At 59.3% G+C, this 20,717-nt stretch carries 16 protein-coding genes; 9 read left to right on the top strand and 7 right to left on the bottom strand.

Annotation, left to right across the window (positions count from 1 at the left end; all coding sequences use genetic code 11):
- Nucleotides 1-1,161 (bottom strand): NAD(P)/FAD-dependent oxidoreductase (locus B8784_RS19425; protein ID WP_084399756.1); only part of this gene is annotated, 1,161 nt, incomplete at its 3' end.
- A 141-nt stretch (nucleotides 1,162-1,302) separates the two neighbouring features.
- On the opposite strand from B8784_RS19425, the gene B8784_RS19420 reads away from it, so the two are divergent.
- Entirely contained in the window at nucleotides 1,303-3,537 is a 2,235-nt protein-coding gene (locus tag B8784_RS19420) for an arylsulfatase (protein WP_158085753.1), read from the top strand.
- 23 nt (nucleotides 3,538-3,560) lie between these two features.
- Here the strand turns inward: B8784_RS19420 and B8784_RS19415 are convergent, their stop codons facing one another.
- The 3 genes from B8784_RS19415 to B8784_RS19405 all read right to left on the bottom strand — a co-directional run bounded on the left by B8784_RS19415 (nucleotide 3,561) and on the right by B8784_RS19405 (nucleotide 7,257).
- Nucleotides 3,561-5,006 (bottom strand): aldehyde dehydrogenase family protein, encoded by a 1,446-nt coding sequence (locus B8784_RS19415; protein ID WP_084399750.1) that lies wholly within the window; start codon nucleotides 5,004-5,006, stop codon nucleotides 3,561-3,563.
- A 16-nt stretch (nucleotides 5,007-5,022) separates the two neighbouring features.
- Nucleotides 5,023-5,562 (bottom strand): carboxymuconolactone decarboxylase family protein, encoded by a 540-nt coding sequence (locus B8784_RS19410; RefSeq protein ID WP_084399748.1) that lies wholly within the window; start codon nucleotides 5,560-5,562, stop codon nucleotides 5,023-5,025.
- Nucleotides 5,563-5,637: 75 nt separating this feature from the next.
- Nucleotides 5,638-7,257, bottom strand: coding sequence for a GMC family oxidoreductase (locus tag B8784_RS19405; RefSeq protein ID WP_084399746.1), 1,620 nt, complete (start codon nucleotides 7,255-7,257; stop codon nucleotides 5,638-5,640).
- Nucleotides 7,258-7,485: 228 nt separating this feature from the next.
- On the opposite strand from B8784_RS19405, the gene B8784_RS19400 reads away from it, so the two are divergent.
- The 3 genes from B8784_RS19400 to B8784_RS19390 all read left to right on the top strand — a co-directional run bounded on the left by B8784_RS19400 (nucleotide 7,486) and on the right by B8784_RS19390 (nucleotide 12,992).
- Nucleotides 7,486-8,667: a cytochrome P450 gene (locus tag B8784_RS19400; protein ID WP_233356250.1), complete on the top strand. Its 1,182-nt coding sequence runs from the start codon at nucleotides 7,486-7,488 to the stop codon at nucleotides 8,665-8,667.
- Nucleotides 8,668-8,902: 235 nt separating this feature from the next.
- On the top strand, nucleotides 8,903-11,410 hold the full coding sequence (locus tag B8784_RS19395; protein WP_084399742.1) for a TonB-dependent receptor: 2,508 nt from the start codon (nucleotides 8,903-8,905) through the stop codon (nucleotides 11,408-11,410).
- A gap of 40 nt (nucleotides 11,411-11,450) precedes the next feature.
- A complete protein-coding gene (locus tag B8784_RS19390) occupies nucleotides 11,451-12,992 on the top strand; it encodes a class I adenylate-forming enzyme family protein (protein WP_233356249.1) in 1,542 nt (513 codons plus the stop codon).
- A gap of 14 nt (nucleotides 12,993-13,006) precedes the next feature.
- Here B8784_RS19390 and B8784_RS19385 read toward each other — a convergent pair whose 3' ends face one another.
- Nucleotides 13,007-13,666: a TetR/AcrR family transcriptional regulator gene (locus B8784_RS19385; protein ID WP_084399738.1), complete on the bottom strand. Its 660-nt coding sequence runs from the start codon at nucleotides 13,664-13,666 to the stop codon at nucleotides 13,007-13,009.
- A 165-nt stretch (nucleotides 13,667-13,831) separates the two neighbouring features.
- On the opposite strand from B8784_RS19385, the gene B8784_RS19380 reads away from it, so the two are divergent.
- The 4 genes from B8784_RS19380 (at nucleotide 13,832) to B8784_RS19365 (ending at nucleotide 18,102) form a co-directional block, all read left to right on the top strand.
- Entirely contained in the window at nucleotides 13,832-15,040 is a 1,209-nt protein-coding gene (locus B8784_RS19380) for an aromatic ring-hydroxylating oxygenase subunit alpha (protein WP_084399735.1), read from the top strand.
- A gap of 36 nt (nucleotides 15,041-15,076) precedes the next feature.
- Nucleotides 15,077-16,300 (top strand): MFS transporter, encoded by a 1,224-nt coding sequence (locus B8784_RS19375; RefSeq protein WP_084399733.1) that lies wholly within the window; start codon nucleotides 15,077-15,079, stop codon nucleotides 16,298-16,300.
- Nucleotides 16,301-16,475: 175 nt separating this feature from the next.
- The gene (locus B8784_RS19370) at nucleotides 16,476-17,249 is read left to right on the top strand and encodes an enoyl-CoA hydratase/isomerase family protein (protein WP_084399754.1); all 774 of its coding nucleotides are present in this window, start codon (nucleotides 16,476-16,478) and stop codon (nucleotides 17,247-17,249) included.
- Entirely contained in the window at nucleotides 17,242-18,102 is an 861-nt protein-coding gene (locus B8784_RS19365; RefSeq protein ID WP_084399730.1) for an alpha/beta fold hydrolase, read from the top strand. The genes B8784_RS19370 and B8784_RS19365 overlap by 8 nt, the downstream gene beginning before the upstream one ends.
- On the opposite strand, the gene B8784_RS19360 is transcribed toward B8784_RS19365, so the two are convergent.
- On the bottom strand, nucleotides 18,099-18,509 hold the full coding sequence (locus B8784_RS19360; protein ID WP_084399728.1) for a GFA family protein: 411 nt from the start codon (nucleotides 18,507-18,509) through the stop codon (nucleotides 18,099-18,101). The two genes, B8784_RS19365 and B8784_RS19360, sit on opposite strands and share 4 nt — an antisense overlap.
- Nucleotides 18,509-19,684 carry a CaiB/BaiF CoA transferase family protein gene (locus B8784_RS19355; protein ID WP_084399726.1) on the bottom strand — a complete coding sequence of 392 codons (1,176 nt, stop codon included), beginning with the start codon at nucleotides 19,682-19,684 and terminating at the stop codon, nucleotides 18,509-18,511. Before B8784_RS19355 ends, B8784_RS19360 begins: the two co-directional genes overlap by 1 nt.
- A gap of 85 nt (nucleotides 19,685-19,769) precedes the next feature.
- On the opposite strand from B8784_RS19355, the gene B8784_RS19350 reads away from it, so the two are divergent.
- A partial coding sequence (locus tag B8784_RS19350; protein WP_084399724.1) for an acyl-CoA dehydrogenase family protein occupies nucleotides 19,770-20,717 on the top strand: 948 nt, incomplete at its 3' end.

Below are 20,717 nucleotides of genomic sequence, written 5' to 3'. Positions count from 1 at the left end.
GAATTCCGGCGGGCTGTTGACCGCGTCCACGGCGATCAGCCGGCCGCCCTTCAGATAGAAGGCCGCGAACTTCTTCGCCTGCGGGTCGCCGCGCACCACGACCGTGTCATGGCCCATGGAGAGGCCGGCGATCTGCAGCTTCACGTCATACTGGTCTGACCAGAACCACGGGCAGTCGAGCTTCGGGCGCTCTCGGCCCATGATGGCGGCCGCCGCCAGCTTGCCCTGCTCGATGGCGTTGTGGACGCTTTCGAGCCGCCCCGTGCGGGCATAATGGGCCAGCGGACGCACCGTGCAGTCGCCCGCGGCAAAGACATGCGGGTCGGAGGTGCGCGCGTCTTCGTCGACGATGATCCCGTCGCGCACCGGCAGGCCGGACGCTTCGGCGAGCTCGACATTCGGCAGGATGCCGATGCCGGTCAGCACCATGTCGGCTTCGATCGCCTCGCCGCCCGCGAGCACCGCATGGGTGACCTTGCCATCCTCGCCAACGAGCTTGTCGAGCCGCGCGCCGAGCCGGATATCGACGCCGTGTTCCTTGTGCAGGTCCTGGTAGAATTCGGAAATGACGGGGCTGGTGACCCGCGAGAGCACGCGCTCGGCCATTTCCAGCACGGTGACCTCGAGGCCGAGCTGGCGCGCCACGGCGGCCGCCTCGAGCCCGATATAGCCCGCCCCGACAATGACCAGCTTCTGGCCGTCCATCATTTTTGGCTGGATATGCTCGACATCGGCCAGGGTGCGCAGGTCGAAGACATTCTTCAGTTCCGCCCCCTCGACCGGCACGGGCCGCGGGCGCGAGCCGGTGGCGATGATCAGCGCGTCATAAGCCAGGTGGCCGCCATGTTCGAGATGCACCTCGCGCGCCGAACGGTCGATCGACTCCACGCGCTGGGAAAGCAGCGTCTCGACCTTGTTGTCCTCATACCAGGCGGCAGGCTTGAAATAGAGCCGTTCCTCGCCGAGCTCGCCCTTCATGTAGGCCTTCGACAGCGGCGGGCGCTGATAGGGCAGCGCCGCCTCGTCGCCGACCAGGGTGATCGCGCCTTCATAGCCGAACAGCCGCAGCGACTGCACCGCCTGCGCACCCGCCTGACCACCGCCGATCACGAGAATACGGTTTGTGCCAAGGCCACTCAATTCACAAACGCCAGGAGTCATTCCACCTCACCCTTTTCAATTCCAACAATATCTATTAGCATTAGATATCAAAAATTATGAGGAAACGCCATATCGGCCCGAATGATTTCAACACTCGGAAGTGCAGCGCTCATCGCAGGCATTTCCGGAACATGGCTTTCCTTGCCCGCGGCTGCCCAGGCACCGGTTATCAATCAGTATGTCTCTGACTCCGACCCCTATCCGATACCCCGGACCGGGGCTCCGAAAGACGCTCCCAATGTCCTGGTCTGGATGATCGATGATCTGGGGTTTGGACAACTCGGCGCGTTTGGCGGCCCGATAGACACACCAAGCCTCGACACGCTTGCCGCCAATGGCCTGGTTTACACCAACTACCACACCACGCCGATCTGCTCGGCCAGCCGCGCCGCCCTTCTTACAGGGCGCAATTCCCATACAGTTCATATCGGCGGTCATTCGGCCATGTCGATCGGCTTTACGGGCCATGATGCCCGGGTACCGCGCGGAGCGGGAACCATTGCCGCCAATCTGAAACAGGCCGGCTATCTGACCTATGCGATTGGCAAGTGGGATCACCTGCCTCCCGAACACAGCTCCCAGGCCGGCCCGTTCACCTATTGGCCAAGCGGACAGGGCTTCGACAAATTCTACGGCTTCCTGACCTATGATGCCGACAATTTTTCCCCGGTGCTCTGGTCCGATCACACACCTGTCCAGCTGCCCGAGGATCCGGACTACCATCTGACAAGCGACATGGCCGACAAGGCGATCGACTGGATCGGCCTGCGCGACTCCAAACCCGACCGCCGCCCATTTTTCATGTACTGGGCGACCGGCGCCGTGCATTCCCCCCATCAGGCCCCTGAGTCCTACCGGCTTGCCTACCGGGGCAGGTTCGACCAAGGCTGGGACACTGTACGCGAGAAAACCCTGGACCGTCAGAAATCGCTCGGGATCGTGCCCGCCGAAACCGAACTTCCACCCCGGCCGGAGGGTATGCCGGCATGGGAAGATCTGAGCGCAGACCAGAAGAAAAGCTATGCGCGTGCGATGGAAGTCTTTGCCGCCCAGCTGACCCACGCCGATCATGAATTCGGCCGCATCCTCGCCTCGATGAAAGCGCGCAACGAACTCGACAATACCCTCATCATCGTCATTGCCGACAACGGGGCCAGCGCCGAAGGCGCGCCCGATGGGCTATATAGCGAATTCCTCATGGCAAACGGGCGTTATCCCGGCGTCGAGGAGAATCTGGAGCATTATGAAGAATGGGGCGGGCCGGACACCTATCCGCACTATCCAATGGGCTGGGCCGTCGCCGGCAATACGCCCTTCCAGTACTACAAGCAGACCGCCTATGAAGGGGCTGTGCACGTGCCGATGATCGTCTCATGGCCAAAAGGCATCGCAGCCGAGGGCGAGCAGCGAAACCAGTATCTCCACGCGATCGACATCGCCGACACCGTCTTCGAGAGCGCCGGGGTCGAACCGCCAGCCGAGATCAATGGAACCGAACAGATCCCGTTCGACGGCACCAGCATCGCCCGGACCTTCAACAAGGCTGACGCACCATCCTCGAGGACTGTCCAGTATTACGAGATGTACGGAAACCGGGCCATCTACGCCGATGGCTGGAAGGCTGTCGTCCCTCACCGGCTGAAGACCTGGGACTTCACAACGCCGCCATCCTTGGAGACCGATACGTGGCAGCTTTTCCATATCGCTGATGACATCAATGAACGCGTCGATCTCGCCGGAAAAAAGCCTGACAAGCTCGCCGGCCTTGTCGAAATTTTCCAGGAGCAGGCACAGAAATACAATGTCTTCCCCTTGGCCAACACTGGCGACGCGCAACGCCTGCAGGCCAAGGCCGCAGCGGAAAGGATGGCAGAGCACGATTATCGCTGGACATATGACGGACCCGTCGAGCGCATTCCCGAGGCGCTTGCTCCGCCGGTCCAGACTCACTCCTTTTCTGTCACGGCCGAGGTGGACTTGCCGGAGCGGACCAATGGGGTCCTGATGGCGATCGGCGGACACAATGGCGGCATGAGCTTCTATCTTGAAGATGGCCGGCCGCATTTCACGTTCAGGAACATTGATCTTGTGACGACACAATTATCGTCCAGCGAAGCCTTGCAAGCGGGTCCAGCGAGCATTTCTCTCGATTTCAAGCGCCGCCAGGATGGCGCCGACGTCGAGATCGAGGTCAGCGGCCGAACGGTAGCAACAGGCGCCGTGCCCGGCCCCCTGCCCGTCTTCCTGTTTACCTCGAACGAGACCTTCGATATTGGCAGCGACACTGGATCCAGTGCGGCAGGCTATGACGGCCGCTTCCCTTTCACGGGCGTCATTGATTCAGTGAAGGTGTCCGTCGAGCCGTCGGTGAAGTAACCGCGAGGATGAACCGGAGCCGCTCATGCGATCTCCGGTTCAGGCTGTCTGGCGCCTAGAATGGCCTTGATCTCGAGATATTCGTGGAAGCCGTGATCGCCCCATTCGCGCCCATTGCCTGACTGTTTGTAGCCACCGAAGGGCGCCATAGGGTCCGGTCCCGCCCGGTTCAAATTCACCTGCGCAGCGCGCAATCGGGACCCGATCGCCTCGACCATGTCCTCATCGTCGCCGGACACATAGGCAGCGATGCCATACCGGGTATCATTCGCAATCCGGATCGCATCGTCCACATCCCTGTAGGGAATCACGCAAAGCACCGGACCGAATATCTCTGTCTGGGCAATGGTCATGGCATTGTCGACATCGGAAAAGACCGTCGGCCGAGCATAAAAGCCCCTGCTGAACCCGTCAGGCCGTCCTGGCCCGCCCGCGGCCAGTGTGGCGCCTTCATCAAGTCCGGTCTGGATCAGGCGTTGCACCTTATCCCATTGCTGGATTGAGGCCACAGGACCGAGTTCCGTTTCGGGGTCGGCAGGATCTCCGATCCGCAGTGCCCTGGCCGCCCGGACGGCGATCTCGACCCCTTCTTCATAGCGTGATGCCGGCAAGAGCATGCGCGTCGGGGCGTTACAGGACTGGCCCGCATTGCTCATGACGGACCTGACCCCTTCCGTCACGCCGAGCTCGAAGCTGCCATCGTCCAGAATGATATTGGGCGATTTTCCCCCGAGTTCCTGCGAGACGCGCTTGACCGTCTGCGCCGCCCTCTGCGCGACATCGATGCCGGCCGCCGTCGAGCCCGTGAAGGAAATCATGTCGATTCCCGGATGGCCCGACATGGCCTGTCCGACCCCCGGACCATCCCCATAGACCATATTGAAGACCCCCGCCGGAAACCCGGCCTCTTCCAGTATCTCGGTCCAGATTTTTGCCGAGAAAGGCGAGAACTCCGAAGGCTTCACCACCATGGTGCATCCCGCGCCCAGGCAGGGGGCGACCTTGGCCGCAATCTGATTGATCGGCCAGTTCCACGGCGTGATCATACCGCACACACCGATCGGCTCCTGGACGATAAGCGTCTTTCCCCGCCGCTTCGAAAAGGGATAATCCATCACGATCTTTGACGCCGTTTTCAGATGGACCATGCCAACCCCAGCATGCACCTGGTGGGCAAAGGTCGCTGGCGCCCCCATCTCTTCGGTGATCGCAGCGCTTACCTCATGCCAGCGGCCCTTGAAGATGTCGGCGGCCTTGCGCAACAGCGCCGCGCGCGTCTCCCGGCTGGTCCGGGACCAGGAGTCGAACGCCTGATGGGCGGCCTCGACCGCCTTGTCGAGATCTGTGGCATTGCCGAGCGCGACATGGCCGACGACGTCCTCGGTTGCCGGATTGACCACATCAAACCGGCGCGCCAAGTCCGGCTCGACCCATTGGCCGCCAATAAAGAATTTGTCAGCTGTCTTCATAAGCCTGTCTCCTCGCTCACTTTGACGACTGGGCAACGGTGTGACCGAGCGCTGGCCCGTCTTCGATCTCGATGTCGAATGTCCTGAGATAGCCTGCCGTCATGATGTAGTAGCCGCAGGTGAGGCTCAGTTCCACGAGCTCTTCATGCGACAAGTGCCTGGAAATCGCCTTGAAGGTTTCGTCGCTGACCCGTTTTTGCAAAAAGGTCTCGCTTGCAAAGGCGGCAACAAGTTTTTCCATCTCGGATAGCGGGTCGAGCTCGCCGGAAGCCAGCCCCCCAATGGCCTCTTCCGAGACCCCCACCGCACGGGCATAAGGCTCGTGCTGATGCCACTCATACTCGGATTCACACAAGAGGCCGATCTTGAGAATGGCGATCTCCCGAAGCTTCGGATCGAGCTTGCTCCTGCGAAGGATCGCCACGCCCAGCTTCGCATACGCATCCATGACCGGTTCGGCGTGCGACATCATTCGGGTGACATTCAGATTGCCGAGTCTGGAAAGTTTTTCCCGGGTCTCTGCCGTCAGATTTTGTGGATACGGAATCCTGGCCATTGTTTGCTCCTTTTGACCGGCCGCCACGGCAACCGGACTTGAATATTGATGGATTGAGATATCGCCCCAGCCAGCTCAGGCCGGTTCGCTTGTCTTTGCGTCCTGAAGAATCAGGTCGGCGGCGCGCCATGCCATGGCCATGGTTGGGCCATTGGTGTTGCCTGAGGGGATCATCGGCATGATGGAGGTATCGATGATCCGCAGCCCGTCGACGCCCCTCACCCTCAGTTTGGGATCGACCACCGACGTCTCCGCGTCTGCCCCCATCCGGCAGGTGCCAACCGCATGATAGGCGCACGTTCCGAAACGGTCATACGCTTTCAGGATGTCCTCGTCCGACTCATATGCCGGACCGGGCATGGTCTCCGCTTCGATATATTGCGCCAGCGGCTGCTGGCGCGCCCATTCGCGGGCCGTGCGGACGGTCCCGATCATGGCGCGCCGGTCCTCTTCGGTGTCACGATAATTGGTCTGCAGTTCGGGGGCGGCATCAAGGTCGACTGATGTTATATGGACATGCCCCTTCGATGTCGGGCGGAGTGGATAGGCGCAGACATGGATACCGGGGTGGCGTTCCACATCCTGGCGCTGCTTGTCGAAATCGAAGCTGAACGGCGCAAACAGGAGCTGCGCGTCCGGACGGTTCAGACCCGGCCGTGTCTTGAACCATGCGACCTGCTCATAGGAGGCCGCCGACATTGGGCCGCTGCGGGTCAGGTAATACTGCATGCCCGCCAGGAGCATGCCTAGACCATGATATTTCCGGTTATGCGAGATATCCTTGTTGAGCTTCCACTGGATGAGAATGGCCCGGTGCTCGATCAGATTCTCGCCGACATTCGGGTTTGCGTGCAGGACATCCAGGCCAAGCGCCTCGAGGCGTTCCGGGTCGCCGATGCCGGATCTCTCGAGAATATTCGGCGAGGCGAGCGCGCCGCCGCACAGAATGATCTCGCCCCGGGTCTCGATACGGCTCTTCTGTCCGTCACGGACGACATCCACCGCAACGGCCCTCTTGCCGTCAAAAATGACGCGATCGACCGTGCATCCGGTCATGATGTCGAGATTGTCCCTCGACCGGATTGGATCGAGGAACGCTGTTGCAGCACTCTGACGGCGCCCCTTATGGATGGTGCGCGGGGCGTAACCGATCCCCTCGATATCGTCCGGTGCATTTGTATCGGCTTTCTCCTTCCAGCCCATGGCCTTGCCAGCTTCAAGCATGGCGTTTGTGATCGTGTCCTTGATGTCCGGCAAGGTGACCTTGAGAGGCCCGCTTCCGCCCCTTGTCTCGCCGGTCCCCAGCTGGTGGGATTCCAGCGCAGCATAGGCTGCGCCAATATGGTTCCAATCCCAGTCCTGGCTTGAAACCTCGGCGATGGCATCAAAATCGGCCGGCTGGCCGCGGACATACATCATCCCGTTGATCGAGCTCGACCCGCCGAGAACACGCCCGCGCACCCAGAATTCCGGTGTATTGTCATTGGTTTCTTCCGGAACGCTCGAATAGCCCCAGATATGATCGGGATCGGCCATTACCTTGATAATGCCCTTTGGCATCCTGATGAATGGATGGGTATCTCTCGGACCGGCCTCCAGCAGCGCCACACGGACATCCGGATTTTCCGACAGCCGGTTTGCCATGACACAACCTGCCGCGCCGGCTCCGACTATCACATAATCATATCCTGCCATCGATTCTCTCCCTCGAACCTTCCGATCTGCCCAAAACCTAACATGATCAGGTTTATACGCAACGGGCAAGACATTGCTGTGCATGTCTTCCGCTCACTGAGATATCATCGCGCACGAAATTAAGTGAGCCATTGATTTTTTGCGCCACACAGTGAATTATCTAACAATCATAGTCTCACTCGCACTGGGAGGAATTCGACGATGGCAAATGATATCCCCGCGCATTTCGTGCCGGAGCATGTCCCAGAAGACCGCGTCTTCGATCTGGACATCTATAATGATAGCCGCTTCACCGAAGATCTTCACGAATCCTACGCAACGCTTCACAATGATGCCCCCGACATTTTCTATACGCCAAGAAATGGTGGCCACTGGGTCTTCACGCGCTTTGACGATATGGTGAAGGTCCTACGTGACTATAAGCATTTCTCCGTTCGCGAAATGCAGATTCCACGCGTTGAAAATCCACCGGTCTTTATTCCATTAAGCCTCGACCCGCCCCAGAGCGTCCCATACCGCCAGGCGCTGATGCCATATTTCACGCTGAATTCGGTTCAGGCCCTGGAGCCGCGGGTCCGGGAATTCGCCAGGGAAATTATCGACGCCGTGGCCGCAAGGGGGGAATGCGACTTCGTTGAGGAGGTCTCTGCCCGGTTTCCGGTATCCGTTTTCATGGAACTGATGGGCATGCCGCTGAACCGGCTGAAGGAGTTTCGTGAGATCGCAGAGGCCTTTTTCAACACGCGCGACAATGAAACAATGGGCATTCTTGTCGGCAAGATCGTCGCCCTGATGACCGAAATCGTCGAAATGCGCAAAAGCCAGCCGGAGGACGATCTGATCTCCCAGATGGTCAATTTCGAGATCGAGGGGCGGCCCGTCACACTCGAGGAACTTCAGTCGATGCTCCTCATCATGTTTCTCGGGGGCATGGACACCGTCACCAATGTGGCGAGCTACGCCTTTCGCCACCTGGCCGCCGACAAGGCACTACAGGCCCGCCTGAGGAAAGATCCTGAAATCATTCCGGCCTTCGTCGAGGAGGCGATCCGCTGCTTTGCCGTAGTGAACTCCCCCCGGATCGTAACTCATGATTTTGAAATGTTTGGTCTCGATTTTCGCGAGGGCGACATGGTGCTCTGTCTCTTGCCCCTCGGTGGGCGAGACGGCCGCCGGTTCGAAAAGCCCAACGACTTTGACCCCGACCGGAAGGCGCAGGCACATATAACATTTTCTGCCGGTCCGCACATGTGCCTGGGATCAAATCTTGCGCGAATGGAGCTGCGCATTCTGGTCGAGGAATGGACGCGGAAAATTCCAGAATTTTCCACCAAACCCAACACCAGGCATACCAGCCGGGCCGGCACAGTTATGGCGCTCGAATCGCTACCGCTTGTCTGGAAACCGTAAGCAAGCACACTCAAGCACAGCCTTCCGCCCACCAATCATGCATAGATTAATTGCAAACTGACCGCTCCCGAGTGGACCTTAAACTGATGCGATGAGGTAACACTGGGTACATTTTTTCAAGCCGTCCAAACGTTTTCGGGTTGTTGGGGGCGGAAGAGCTGTGTAAACAAAATTAAAACTAAAGTTATTAGGCAACCGCCCCTCAAAAGGCGCTTGGTTCAAACGGGAGGAATGAATGACCAAGACACCTTCAGCCACATGCACATCCAGATTTTCGGGCACGGCACTCCGTCTTGCTCTCTTGGGTGCCACGAGCCTGTCGCTCTTCGCCGGCGACATCGCGTGGGCACAAACATCAAATGGCGATGCAGAGCCTGCCGCGAGAGCTTCTGCGGATACGGACGCAGAGACCGAAGCCGATGCACGCTTGCGCCGGCTCGGCGTTGTCACCGTCTCAGCTCGCCGCCGCGAGGAAAGCCTCAAGGACGCACCGGTCGCAATCACGGCGGTCTCGAGTGAAACGCTCGACCAATATGCGGTTACAGATTTCACCGATATCGCAACCCTGGTTCCCAATCTCGTCATGGGCCGAGCAGCTTCCGGGTCGTCGTCGAACATCTTCCTGCGTGGCGTGGGTTCTTCGACGCTGAATGCCGGTTTCGACCAATCGGTCTCCATCAATATCGATGGCCTTCCAATGAGCCGGGGGCGGGAGATCGGGCTCAGCCAATACGATATCGAGCAGGTCGAGGTTCTGAAAGGGCCGCAGGCGCTCTTCTTCGGGAAGAATGCCACAGGCGGCCTGATCAGCGTCACCACCAAGGATCCGACCGACACATTCGAAGCCGGCATCAAGGGCGGCTACGGATTTGAGGCAGAAGAATATTACGGCGAGGGCTTTATTTCAGGCCCCCTCACCGACACGCTGAAGGCACGCTTTGCCTTTCGCTATTCGGACCGGGAAGGCCCCTTCGAGAATACCGCCGCGCAGACCTATCTTAACCCATTGGGCTTCGAGCGCCACAGAAACTCCGAAAAGCGTGGTTTCAAGGAGGATCTGAGTGGCAGGCTGACCGTGCAGTGGGAGCCAAGTGACGTCTTCGACCTCGAACTGAAGCTCGGCGCCAGCTCAACCGAAGACGGCGGTCCGACCGATTTGATCGAGCGGATCTGCGGCGGCGGACGCACGACCCCGGCCACCGCAAATGGGATTCCGCCCAGCCCGAACGCAGACTGCCGCATCGACGGGCGCTCGGACTCTTCAACCATTCCAGTGGAAGTCGCCAATGCCAATTACCGGTACACCAAGTCGGACGGCTCGATGTATGCGGATCTGGATTCAAAGTTCGGCATCCTGACGGGCGCTGCCAATCTTGGAGCAATCGAGGCAACCTCCATTACCTCCTATTATGAATTCAAGCAGACCGACCAGAACAACGTTGCAGGCGAGGCCTATCCCTCCACGTTCACGCAACTTGCTGATTTCAATCAGTGGTCGGAAGAGCTTCGCTTCCAGACGCAATTCGACGGTCCATTGAACTTCCTCTTCGGCGGCTTCCTGTCGGAATCAGAATTCATCTTCAATACGGATGCCTACATCTTCCCCGTCCCGATCGATCCCGCGACTCAGACCTACACAACCTTCAAGCGTGACAACGGGTTCGACGCTTCCACGTATTCTGTCTTCGCCGAAGGCACCTGGAGTTTTCTTCCCAAGTGGGAACTCGCCGCCGGCGCCCGCTGGAGCCGTGACGAGCGTGACTCCTATCAGGAGTCTCTTCCGGCGCACTCGGCATTTGCGGCTGCCTTCCCGGCAGGTATCCGGCTGGACGACGACTTCTCCGACGAGAATATCTCGCCCCAGGTCACGCTTCGCTATCAGCCAACCTCAAATATATCGCTCTACGGCGCCTATAAAGAGGGCTTTAAGTCAGGTGGCTTCAATATTTCGCAAACCCTGACCCCTGCCAGCAGCGTGGAAGCCGGCGAGTATGATAGCGAAACGGCAAAGGGGTTCGAAGCGGGCATCCGGTCGGTGCTGTTCGACGGCTCGCTGAGCTTCAATGCCACGGTCTATGATTATCTGTACGAAGATCTTCAGGTACAGAAATTTGACCCGGTCACGGTCGGCCAGATCGTCGACAATGCTGGTGAACTTTCTACAACGGGGGCGGAGTTCGACTTCACCTATATTCCCGATGCCCTTGAAGGCCTGACCCTGCGCGGCGCGCTGGCCTACAACAAGGCCGAATATGCCGACTATATCGGCCAATGCTATGGCGGCCAGACGATCGCACAAGGATGCGACGAACTCTTCAATGCCGACACCGGGGCCTATACCAGTCAGGACTATAATGGCCGGACGCCGCCCAAGGCGCCTGAATGGGCCGGACGTGTCGGCGGCACCTACGAGTTCCCGGTTTCGGGTAACCTTAAGGCGCAGATCTCGACGGATGTGAGCTATTCTTCGGAGTACAACTTCACAGATACGCTCCGCCCGGACGCGGTACAGGATGCCTATGCAAAGTGGGACGCCGCCTTCCGCCTCATCAATGACCAGCAGGGCTGGGAAGTGGCGCTGATCGGCAAGAATCTCACTGACGAGCTGGTTGCCAATACAGCCAATGATATCCCCTTCAGCGGGGGCACTGGAACTGGCACAACGAGTGGGGTCGTATCGGACATGTCCACCTTCATCGAGAACCCCATGGAAGTGTTCCTGGAGTTCCAGCTCCACTTCTAGTCACTGGCAAGGGAAAGCCGGTTGGGTGGCGACACGGTGCGTGCGCCACCCGCTCCTGTTAGATATCCGCATAGGGACGTTTTCCATGCAGACGATTAATGACGCCATTCACTGGTGGGCGCGGGTTTCGCCGGACACGGTGGCGCTCGACTTCGGCGACGACCGCATCACCTATCGTGAATACCGGGACTGGGCTGAACGCATCGCCTCGGACCTCCTGAAACGTGGATTGGCGCCCGGGGAACGGGTCGCGATCTGCGCGGGCAACAGCCTTGAATACTGTGCCCTCATCCTCGGCATCATTCGTGCCGGCGGCATCGCTGTCACCCTGAACATGCGCTACACTGAGAGCGAACTGTCAGAGATTCTGGAAGACACGACGCCCAGCTTTGTCTTTGCCGATGCCGAGAGGCTGAAAAAGTTCGACGACCTCCCTGTGGAGTGCCTGTCGCTCAACGTGGCCACCCAGCTCAGGGACGGCGCCCGTCCGCACATTTCCCATACGCCCCGGCCGGACGATCGCGTCATTATTGTTTCCACAAGCGGCTCGACCGCGAAGCCTAAAGGTGTGGTCTTTTCTCATCGCAGCGTCACCGGATATGTCGCCACCAACCAGATAGAGGACAGGAGTCTGTCCAGTGGATCGAGGGTGGTGGTGCCCGCCCCTCTCAGCACCGGTGCGGGATTTGTGCAGTTGATGCACTATACGATACAGGGATGCACGCTCTTTTTTCTCAAGGCCTTCGAGCCGAAGACCTTCCTCGACCTTCTTGTCGAAAAGAGGATAAACGCATTTGGCGGCGTTCCCATTTTTTTCGAGGCTGTCTCGACCTTGCCGGAATTCGAACAAGCAGACTTGTCATCCATAAGGATCGCGACCTGTGGCGGCGCGCCCGTGACGCGAGCCCTGCAGGATCGGTGGATGAAGAAGGGTATCGTCATCCGGCAGATCTACGGACAGACTGAGTGCGGCGGAAACTGCACGGTCATGCCCGAACATCTCGCCCGGACCCAGCCTGAAAAATGCGGTCTGGGCGGGCTCTTCAACGAGCTCGCCATCATCGATGAAAACGGCAATTGTCTACCTCCCGGCGAGGTGGGACAGATCATCATACGGGGTCCCGGCAATATGGTCGAATACTGGAACAACCCGGAGGCGACCGCCGCCACATTGAAGGATGGCTGGATCCATTCCGGCGATCTCGGCAAACTCGATGAAGATGGTCTTCTGACCTTCGTCGACCGGATGAAGGATATCATCATATCGGGCGGGCTGAACATCTCTGCAGCAGAGGTGGAACGCGTCATCGCCACCTATCCGGACGTGGAAGAGGTTCTGGTCATCGCGGCCAGGGATGAAAAATTTGGTGAGACGCCGATGGCTGTAATCCACACCCGCGCCAAACTGGATATTTCTGACCTGATCGATCATTGCAACGGTCAGCTGGCCGACTACAAGGTTCCGCGCTATGTCGTCATCGAGGACCAGCCGATGCCTCGTACAGCAACCGGCAAGCTGTCCAAGCCAGCAATGCGGGACAAGCACGCCCCCTCGGCTGCCCATCTCGAGCGCGTTCGCTAGACGGTCTGCCCCGGCTACCTTGAAGCGCTCCGGACAACATCATCCAACGATTTGGGCCAAGCATAATCATTCTCAGCATAATGGCGTAAGCCCGCCAGGATTACTTTAAGTGCGCCGATGAAAAGTTCTTCGTCATCCTGCGGCCCAGTATTCGCAGCCGCTGCGATATAGCGATAGGCCTCATGATCGAATTCCGGCAATTGGGAGGTCTTTTTCGATCGTGCCGCCGCAGCGAACATCGCTGAGCCGAACATGAGTTTGTCGGTCGCTTCCAGGATCGTCATCTTCAACTCGTCAGGATAAGGGCACCACGATGCCCAAAAGTCGTAACGCTCGAGAAAAATGTGTTTCGGAAAGTGCTCCAGCATAAGCGGGGCAGCGTGAGGGTGCAGCAATATTTCGCGCCGGCTGGCGACCGCGACACGGATGATCGCCTCTTCCCAGGACATATCCTTGTGAATGCGGGGGCGGACATCTCTCAATATGCAGAGCGCCACTTCTGCCAGCAATTCCGACTTGTTGCGAAAGTGATGATAAAGCGATGGCGCCCTTACCCCAAGCTTCCTGGCCACGCGTTCCAGATTGAGCCCGTGGAGCCCCTGGACATCAATGGTTTCAAGAGCCGCCCTGGCGGCCCGAGCTCTGGAAATGCGCGCCTTGCTCGGTCGCCCCATTACCGCCTCCCATCGTCGAACCTTATCGGCTCGCCCATCTATTGACAGCCTGCCGACACGATCGCCGGCTCGCAAACTGTGACCGGAAATCGTTTGACAAGCGCCCCAATTCCATTAAACTAATGATCATAGTTTTTAAAGCAAGAAGTGTCCCAGGAGCGCAGGATGAATATTATCGATACCGGCGAGCGGCCCACGACAAAGGAGTCAGCGTCTCCCAAGCTCAAGCGTGTACAGTGCCTGACCGACCTGAGCGAAGACCAGATAAGGGCGATCCGGGCCATTCCTGCTCATGAGGCCGCAAAACCCGAGCCAATTAACGAGCGCCGCCCGGCAGCGATGTTTACTGCTGCGGAGCGTTTCGAGCTTGAGCAGAAAAATGTTTTCCGCAAGCGCGCGGTGCCCGTAACCTTGAGCGCAATGCTGCCAGAGAAGAATTCGTATTTCCCGCATGACGGCTACGGCGTTCCCATTGTCGTCACAAGAGACCAGAATGGCCAGGTTCATGCTTTTCTGAATGCCTGCATGCACAAGGGGTCCAAGGTGGTGGAAGGCTGCGAAGCCCGTAAGGGTAAGCTTATGGTCTGCCCTTATCATGCCTGGTCCTTCGCCACGGACGGACGACTTATCGCCGTTCCCCGCGAAGAGAGCATTATCGGACTGGACAAGTCCAACCGCGGGCTGCGGGAGCTGGCCTGCAAGGAGGCCGGCGGTATCATCTGGGTGATGCTGGACCCCGCAGCCGAGCCGGATTTCGGGGGAATGGATCAACAGCTGATCAAGGATTTCGAGGCGCTGGATATACCGCGCATGGAAGTCTATGGGCGAAAGACGTTCGAACTCGAGGCCAACTGGAAACTCGTTCTGGAACCCTTCCTGGAGGGCTATCATGTCACCAGATTGCACGCGAACACCGTCGGTCCCATGTTCCCGGATGTCCCGAACGCAAACGAAATCCTGGGACTGAACGTCCGGCAGCTGCAAGGGAAGGTCAACTTCACGCCCGAAGGGCTCGATGTCGAAGGCGAGAATATCCACAAGTCGGTGACATTCTCCTATATCGTATTTCCCAACCTCGTTGTGATCACGAGCCCTTATTACATCAGTGCGATGTATATCATGCCGAAGGCGGCGAATCGCAGCACCGTCGAATATATCATGCTCACCCGTCAGGAAGCCGACAACGAAAAGGCGAAGGAGCTTTACAGCAAGTCCTATGACATGGTTCTAAATGTATTCGGCAATGAGGACTTTCGCGCCGCTGAGATCTCGCAGCAAGGTCTGTCGACCGGGGCACTCGATGATGTGATCTATACCGGCCTGGAAGCTGCCATCCCGGCCTATTACCGCCTTCTCGAAAGCCATTTCAGCTGATGGCCGCGAATAATCTGTTTGTGAGGGCGGCTGCATATGTCATCCTCTGACGCGGTCGCAGGTCCCGCATCGAGGCCAACCTGGTTATCAGTCGCAACTTGTTTTCTGGTGGCGACGATTGAAGGCTACGACATCCAGATCCTGTCGATCTCCGCGCCGCGCTTCGCACCTGAGCTCGGCTTCAGTTCTGGCGCGCTCGGCTGGATTTTCGGGGCGGTAAGCTTTGGCATCATGATCGGCAGCTCGGTTGGCGGGCGCGCAGGCGACGTTTTCGGCCACAAGACGGTCCTGGCGGCTGCCATCGCCCTGTTTGGCACCTTCACCCTCCTCACGCCTCTTTGCCGATCGTTCGAGACTTTTCTCGCTGTCCGGACGCTGACAGGCATAGGATTCGGCATAGCACTGCCCAACCTCGTCGCGCTTGCTGCCAACGTCGCTGCGTCCGGTAAGGCGTTTCGAACGAATGCTGCAATATTCTGGGGTGTTCCGCTGGGCGCTGTTATCGCCGCCGCTCTCTTCTCGAGAGGTATGGGCTGGCAAGTCGCATTTACGGGCGGCGGTGTTGCGGCCTTCGCTTGTATCCCCCTCGTTCTGCTCGCTTTCAACAATGCCCCACCACCCGCAAGGACTCCCCTGGCCCGCACCAGCTTCATCGCCGAGCTCCTGTCGGATACATACCGGGCGAGAAGCATGATTATCTGGGCAATATTCGCCCTCGCCTATCTCGTCTCCTACTTCGCTGCGATCTGGCTGCCCATGATTGTTTCCGTCAAGGGGTATCCTCCGGAAACGGCAGCGAGCGTGATGCTGAGCTATGGCATACTGGGGATGATTGGCATCTTTGCCACGGGATGGGCCTGTGACCGTTTCAGCTTCCAGCTTCCCATCGCCCTGTGCTGGATTGCCATAATACCTGTCCTCGTATCTACCGCCTTCGCGAAGGATGTGGTGAGCCTGCATGTAATCGGCGGCCTAACGGGGTTTTTCGTTTCGGGCGGTATATTCTCCCTCTATTCGGTTGCTGCTGCGGGTTACCCAAAGCATTTGCGCGGAGGAGGATCGGGCGCAGCACTTGCCTGGGCCAGACTAGGGGCCATTATCGGTCCGCTTGCCGGCGGCTGGCTCTTGGGAACGGATGTCCCGATTTTCCGGATCATGAGTATTTTCTCCCTCATCGCTTTCACGACTGCCCTTCTCGTCATCGTCGCCGGCAGAATATTTGACCGCGAAGCCGACCTCGCCGAAGCGGCTCGGTCCTGAGTGTTCCCCAAGACATCCCGACCCTCTCCCTGTCCCGACAAGCCTCTTTACGCGTGGTGATGCTTGGAGGTCGTCGAACACCCCGCTACCATTACCTTTCACAATTAGTTTTTTAGAAGCAAACTTGAACGAGATTGGCGGCATGCTATCTGACCTGCAATTACACCATGTGAAGATGAGCGAACAATCCGGCGTCCTCACGATAACGCTGAACCGCCCGGACCAGCTCAACGCGATGAATCGCAGGTTCGTTTCGGACCTCCGGAACCTGTTTCAGGCACTGTACTGGGAGCCATCTATAAGGGTCGTCGTCCTGCGCGCTTCAGGCAAGGCCTTTTGCGCCGGGCTGGACCTCAAGGAAGCCTCCGAGAATCAGGACCGGCAGGTCGATACCAGCATCATGCTGCAACGTCAGCGGACCATTGCAGAAATCTACGTCGCCATGCGCCGATGCCCTCAGCCCATAATTTGTTGCATCCAGGGTGCGGCCAGTGGCGGAGGCTTTGCGCTCGCCCTGGCCTCAGACATCCGCCTCCTGTCCGAAGAGGCCCGCATGAATGCGGCTTTCATCCGGATCGGGCTCAGCGCATGCGATATGGGAGTGTCCTATTTCCTTCCACGCATGATTGGCCTCTCGCGCGCAAGCGAATACATGCTGACCGGCCGGTTTATCGAGGCCGAACAGGCGCTCTCCATGGGCCTTGCGAGCCGCATTGCGTCTGCCGCCCGCCTTGACGATGAAGCAGCCCTGTTTGCCGAAGACATGCTGCGGGCGACCCCGCTCGGTCTGCGCCTTACCAAGGACGCCCTCAATCACACCATCGATGCGCAGGGACTCGAGGCGGCGATGGCGCTTGAAGACCGAAACCAGATGCTGACTGCACAAGACCCGAACTTTCACGAAGGCATCGCAGCGTTCATGGAAAAGCGGATGCCGGTCTATGGTTGAGCGGCAGGTTTTCACGGCCGATGATGGCGTGCGGCTCGTCGCTGACGCGGCGGGCCATCGCGATGCCCCCCTTGTGATTCTGGCTCATGGCGGAGGGCAGACCCGGCATTCATGGTCCGGCGCTTTCAGGCGTCTGGCCGAGCATGGATACAGGGTCGTAAATTTCGATGCACGCGGACACGGGGAAAGTGACTGGTCTGCCGACCATCGCTATCCCATGTCGCGGCGGTGGGCCGATATGGAGACAATCGTCAATGACAGCCGACAATCCTCGGCCCCCGTCGCGATTGTTGGCGCTTCCATGGGGGGCGCCACAGCATTATACGGGGTCAGTCAAGAGTTCCGGCCAAATGCATTAATACTCGTGGATATCACCCCGAATTCCGAGCGCGCAGGGATGCAGCGCGTCCGGGACTTCATGGCCGCCGGGCTAAAAGGGTTTGCAACGCTCGATGATGCGGCCGATGCCGTCGCAGCCTATAATACGAGCCGGCCGCGCCCCAAGGACATTTCGGGGTTGAAGCGCAATCTTCGCCAGCACAGTGATGGGCGGTGGTATTGGCACTGGGATCCCGGCATGGTCGAGATCGACATCGATCAGGAGCGCGCCTTGATGGCGCGCACATTCAAAGGACTTGAAGCTGCTCCAGAGCTTCCCCTGCTCCTGGTCCGTGGCCTTAAGAGCGATGTCGTCACCGACAGTACGGTTGAGGAATTTCGCGACCGTCTTCCCTCCCTCAAAGTCGCAGATGTAAGCGGCGCTGGCCATATGGTCGCCGGTGACAAGAACGACGCTTTTCTGGAGGCTATCCTCGGCTTTCTCGCTCGCCATATGCCTGCCGGCAGGCCTTAGCCCGTCGGCGCATTTCCAGGAAACTTCGCCACCCCCTCGCCTATCTCGACCCAGGGCTGGGCACTCGCGCACCAGACATGTGCGACCGGCTTCAGCCAGTTCACATCATCGAAGGTGCCCGCCTTTATAATAATCGTGCCGGGCGATGATGGCTGCACTGAAAACATGGCCGATCCGCAGATGGGGCAGAATTTCCGTTCAAGTTTCGCACCGCTGTCCGCGGTATCCTCATAGGTGCGAAGATCCCCTCGCACATCCAAGGCTGACTCGTGCACGAGCACGATGACTGAAAACGCGCTGCCGGCCTGTCTTTGGCAGTTCTTGCAGTGACAGACGGCCGTTACGATCGGATCGCCATCCAGCTGGTACGACACCTGGCCACACAGACACTGTCCTGTTCTCGACATCACGTCTTCTCCCTCTTCATCTGCTCCAGTTCTGCCCTGATTTCCTCGCCCTGTTCGTCGACGGTCGGCGGATGGCGGTCATCCTGCCGGACATAGCCTGAATAGCGTATCGGCGGCGTCATATCGTACCAGGCACCCTCGCTCGGATGTTCGCGCCAGCGGAAGAATCCGGTGCGCCTGAGCTGCGGATCCTCCAGGATATCGGCCATGTCGCGCACCGGCATGCACGGGATGCGGGCCGCGCGGAAGCGCTCGACCCACTCCGCGGTCGGGCGTGTCGGGGTCATTTCGGCCAGCCGCCGATAGAGCCTGTGCTGGTTGAAGAACTGGTCCTTCAGGGTCGTCAGGCCAGGCTGCTGCAGAAAGTCCGGATCCCCGATCACCTCGAACACCGTGGCCCAGCTTTGCGGGGTATAGGGGACGATACTGATATAGCCGTCCTTTGTCGGGAAGGGCTGGCGGTCCGGATCGATCTGTCTGAAATAGCCGACATCCGCATTCGGTGGGTCGAAGGTCAGCCCGCCAAGATGCTCGGCCAGCATGAACTGGCTGAACGCCTCGAACATGGGAACTTCGACAAACTGGCTCTCTCCCGTCCGCAGCTTGTGAATATAGGCTGCAAGGGCTGCCTGCGCCCCGTGCAGACCGGCCACCTTGTCGGCGATCAGCGACGGGATGTAACGCGCCTTGCCGGTTCCGTCGACCCGGCCCGCCAGTGTGGCGGCACCGGAGGCGGCCTGGATGACATCGTCATAGGCCTGCAAGCCGTCATAGGGCCCGCCGGACGCAAAGCCCACGCAATGGATATAGATGAGATCCCTGTTGATTGCCTTCACCTGCTCCGGCCCGAAGCCCAGCTTCTCGACCGCGTCGAGGCGGACATTGTGGATGAACATGTCGGCTGTGCGCAGGAGGCCTGCCATGACGTCGCGGTCATCATCCGATTTCAGGTCGAGGACGATGGATCGCTTGTTCCGGTTGAGCGCCATGAAGCCAGGCGACATGCCCCGCGATTTCGCCGGCTTGCCAGAATAGCGAAACTGGTCGCCCTGCGGCGCCTCGACCTTGATCACGTCGGCGCCAAGATCGGCCAGGATCTGCGTGGCATAGGGCCCGAAAACGACACTCGTCATGTCAATGATCCGGACGCCCTCAAGCATGGCTGGCTTGGTCATTCGTCTATCCCGAATTGCTATTTGGCTTGAGTATAATGCACAAAGCCCCTAAGCAATAACTAATGTTTTTAGTTTTGAGGCGCGTATGAATTTGAATTTCTCCCCCGCCGAAGAGGCCTTTCGCGAAGAGGTGCGCGACTTCCTGGCCGACAAACTGACCCCCGAGCTGAAACGCTATGCGGCCCGCATGACCAGCGTCTATGCCGAGAAAGAGGTCGCGCTGGCCTGGCAGGCGATCCTCGTGGAGCAGGGCTGGGCGGCGCCGTCCTGGCCAGTGGAGCATGGCGGCTGCGACTGGAGTGTCGCCCAGCACTACATCTTCGATGTCGAGATGGCGAAGGCCGGCGCCCCGCCGCTCTCGCCCATGGGCATCGGCATGTGCGGCCCGGCCCTGATCGGGCATGGCTCGGACGAGCAGAAGGCGCATTACCTGCCACGTATCCTGTCGGGCGAAGACTTCTGGTGCCAGGGCTATTCCGAGCCGCATGCCGGCTCCGACCTCGCGGCCCTCACCATGTCGGCCGAAGACGATGGCGACGCCTTCATCTGCAATGGCTCGAAGATCTGGACGACGCACGCGCATGAAGCGAACATGATGTTCTGCCTGGTGCGCACCGACGCCTCCGGCAAGCCGCAACAGGGCATCACCTTCATCCTCATCGACATGACCGCGCCCGGCGTCACCGTCGATCCGATCATCATGCTGTCGGGCGAGCACATCCAGAATGCTGTCTTCTTCGACGATGTGCGCGTGCCGAAATCGAATGTCATCGGCGAGGTCGACAAGGGCTGGACGGTCGCGAAATACCTGCTCGAGTTCGAGCGCGGCGGCTCGTCCTATGGCCCGCGCCTGCTGCAGAGGCTGGCCGCCCTGCGGGGCACGGCCCGCGATCTGGGCGCCCTGGAGCCTGGTATCGAGGCCCGGCTGACCTCTGCCGAGATGCGCGCCAGCGCGCTCGAGGCCGCCGAGCTGATGATGATGTCGGAGCTGTCGAATGGCGGCACGCCGGGGCTGAAGGCCTCGATGATGAAG

The organism is Henriciella aquimarina (assembly GCF_002088975.1).
Taxonomy (GTDB): Bacteria; Pseudomonadota; Alphaproteobacteria; order Caulobacterales; family Hyphomonadaceae; genus Henriciella; species Henriciella aquimarina.
Note: the sequence above shows the minus strand (reverse complement) of the source record. Positions and strands in the feature narration are given on the sequence as shown.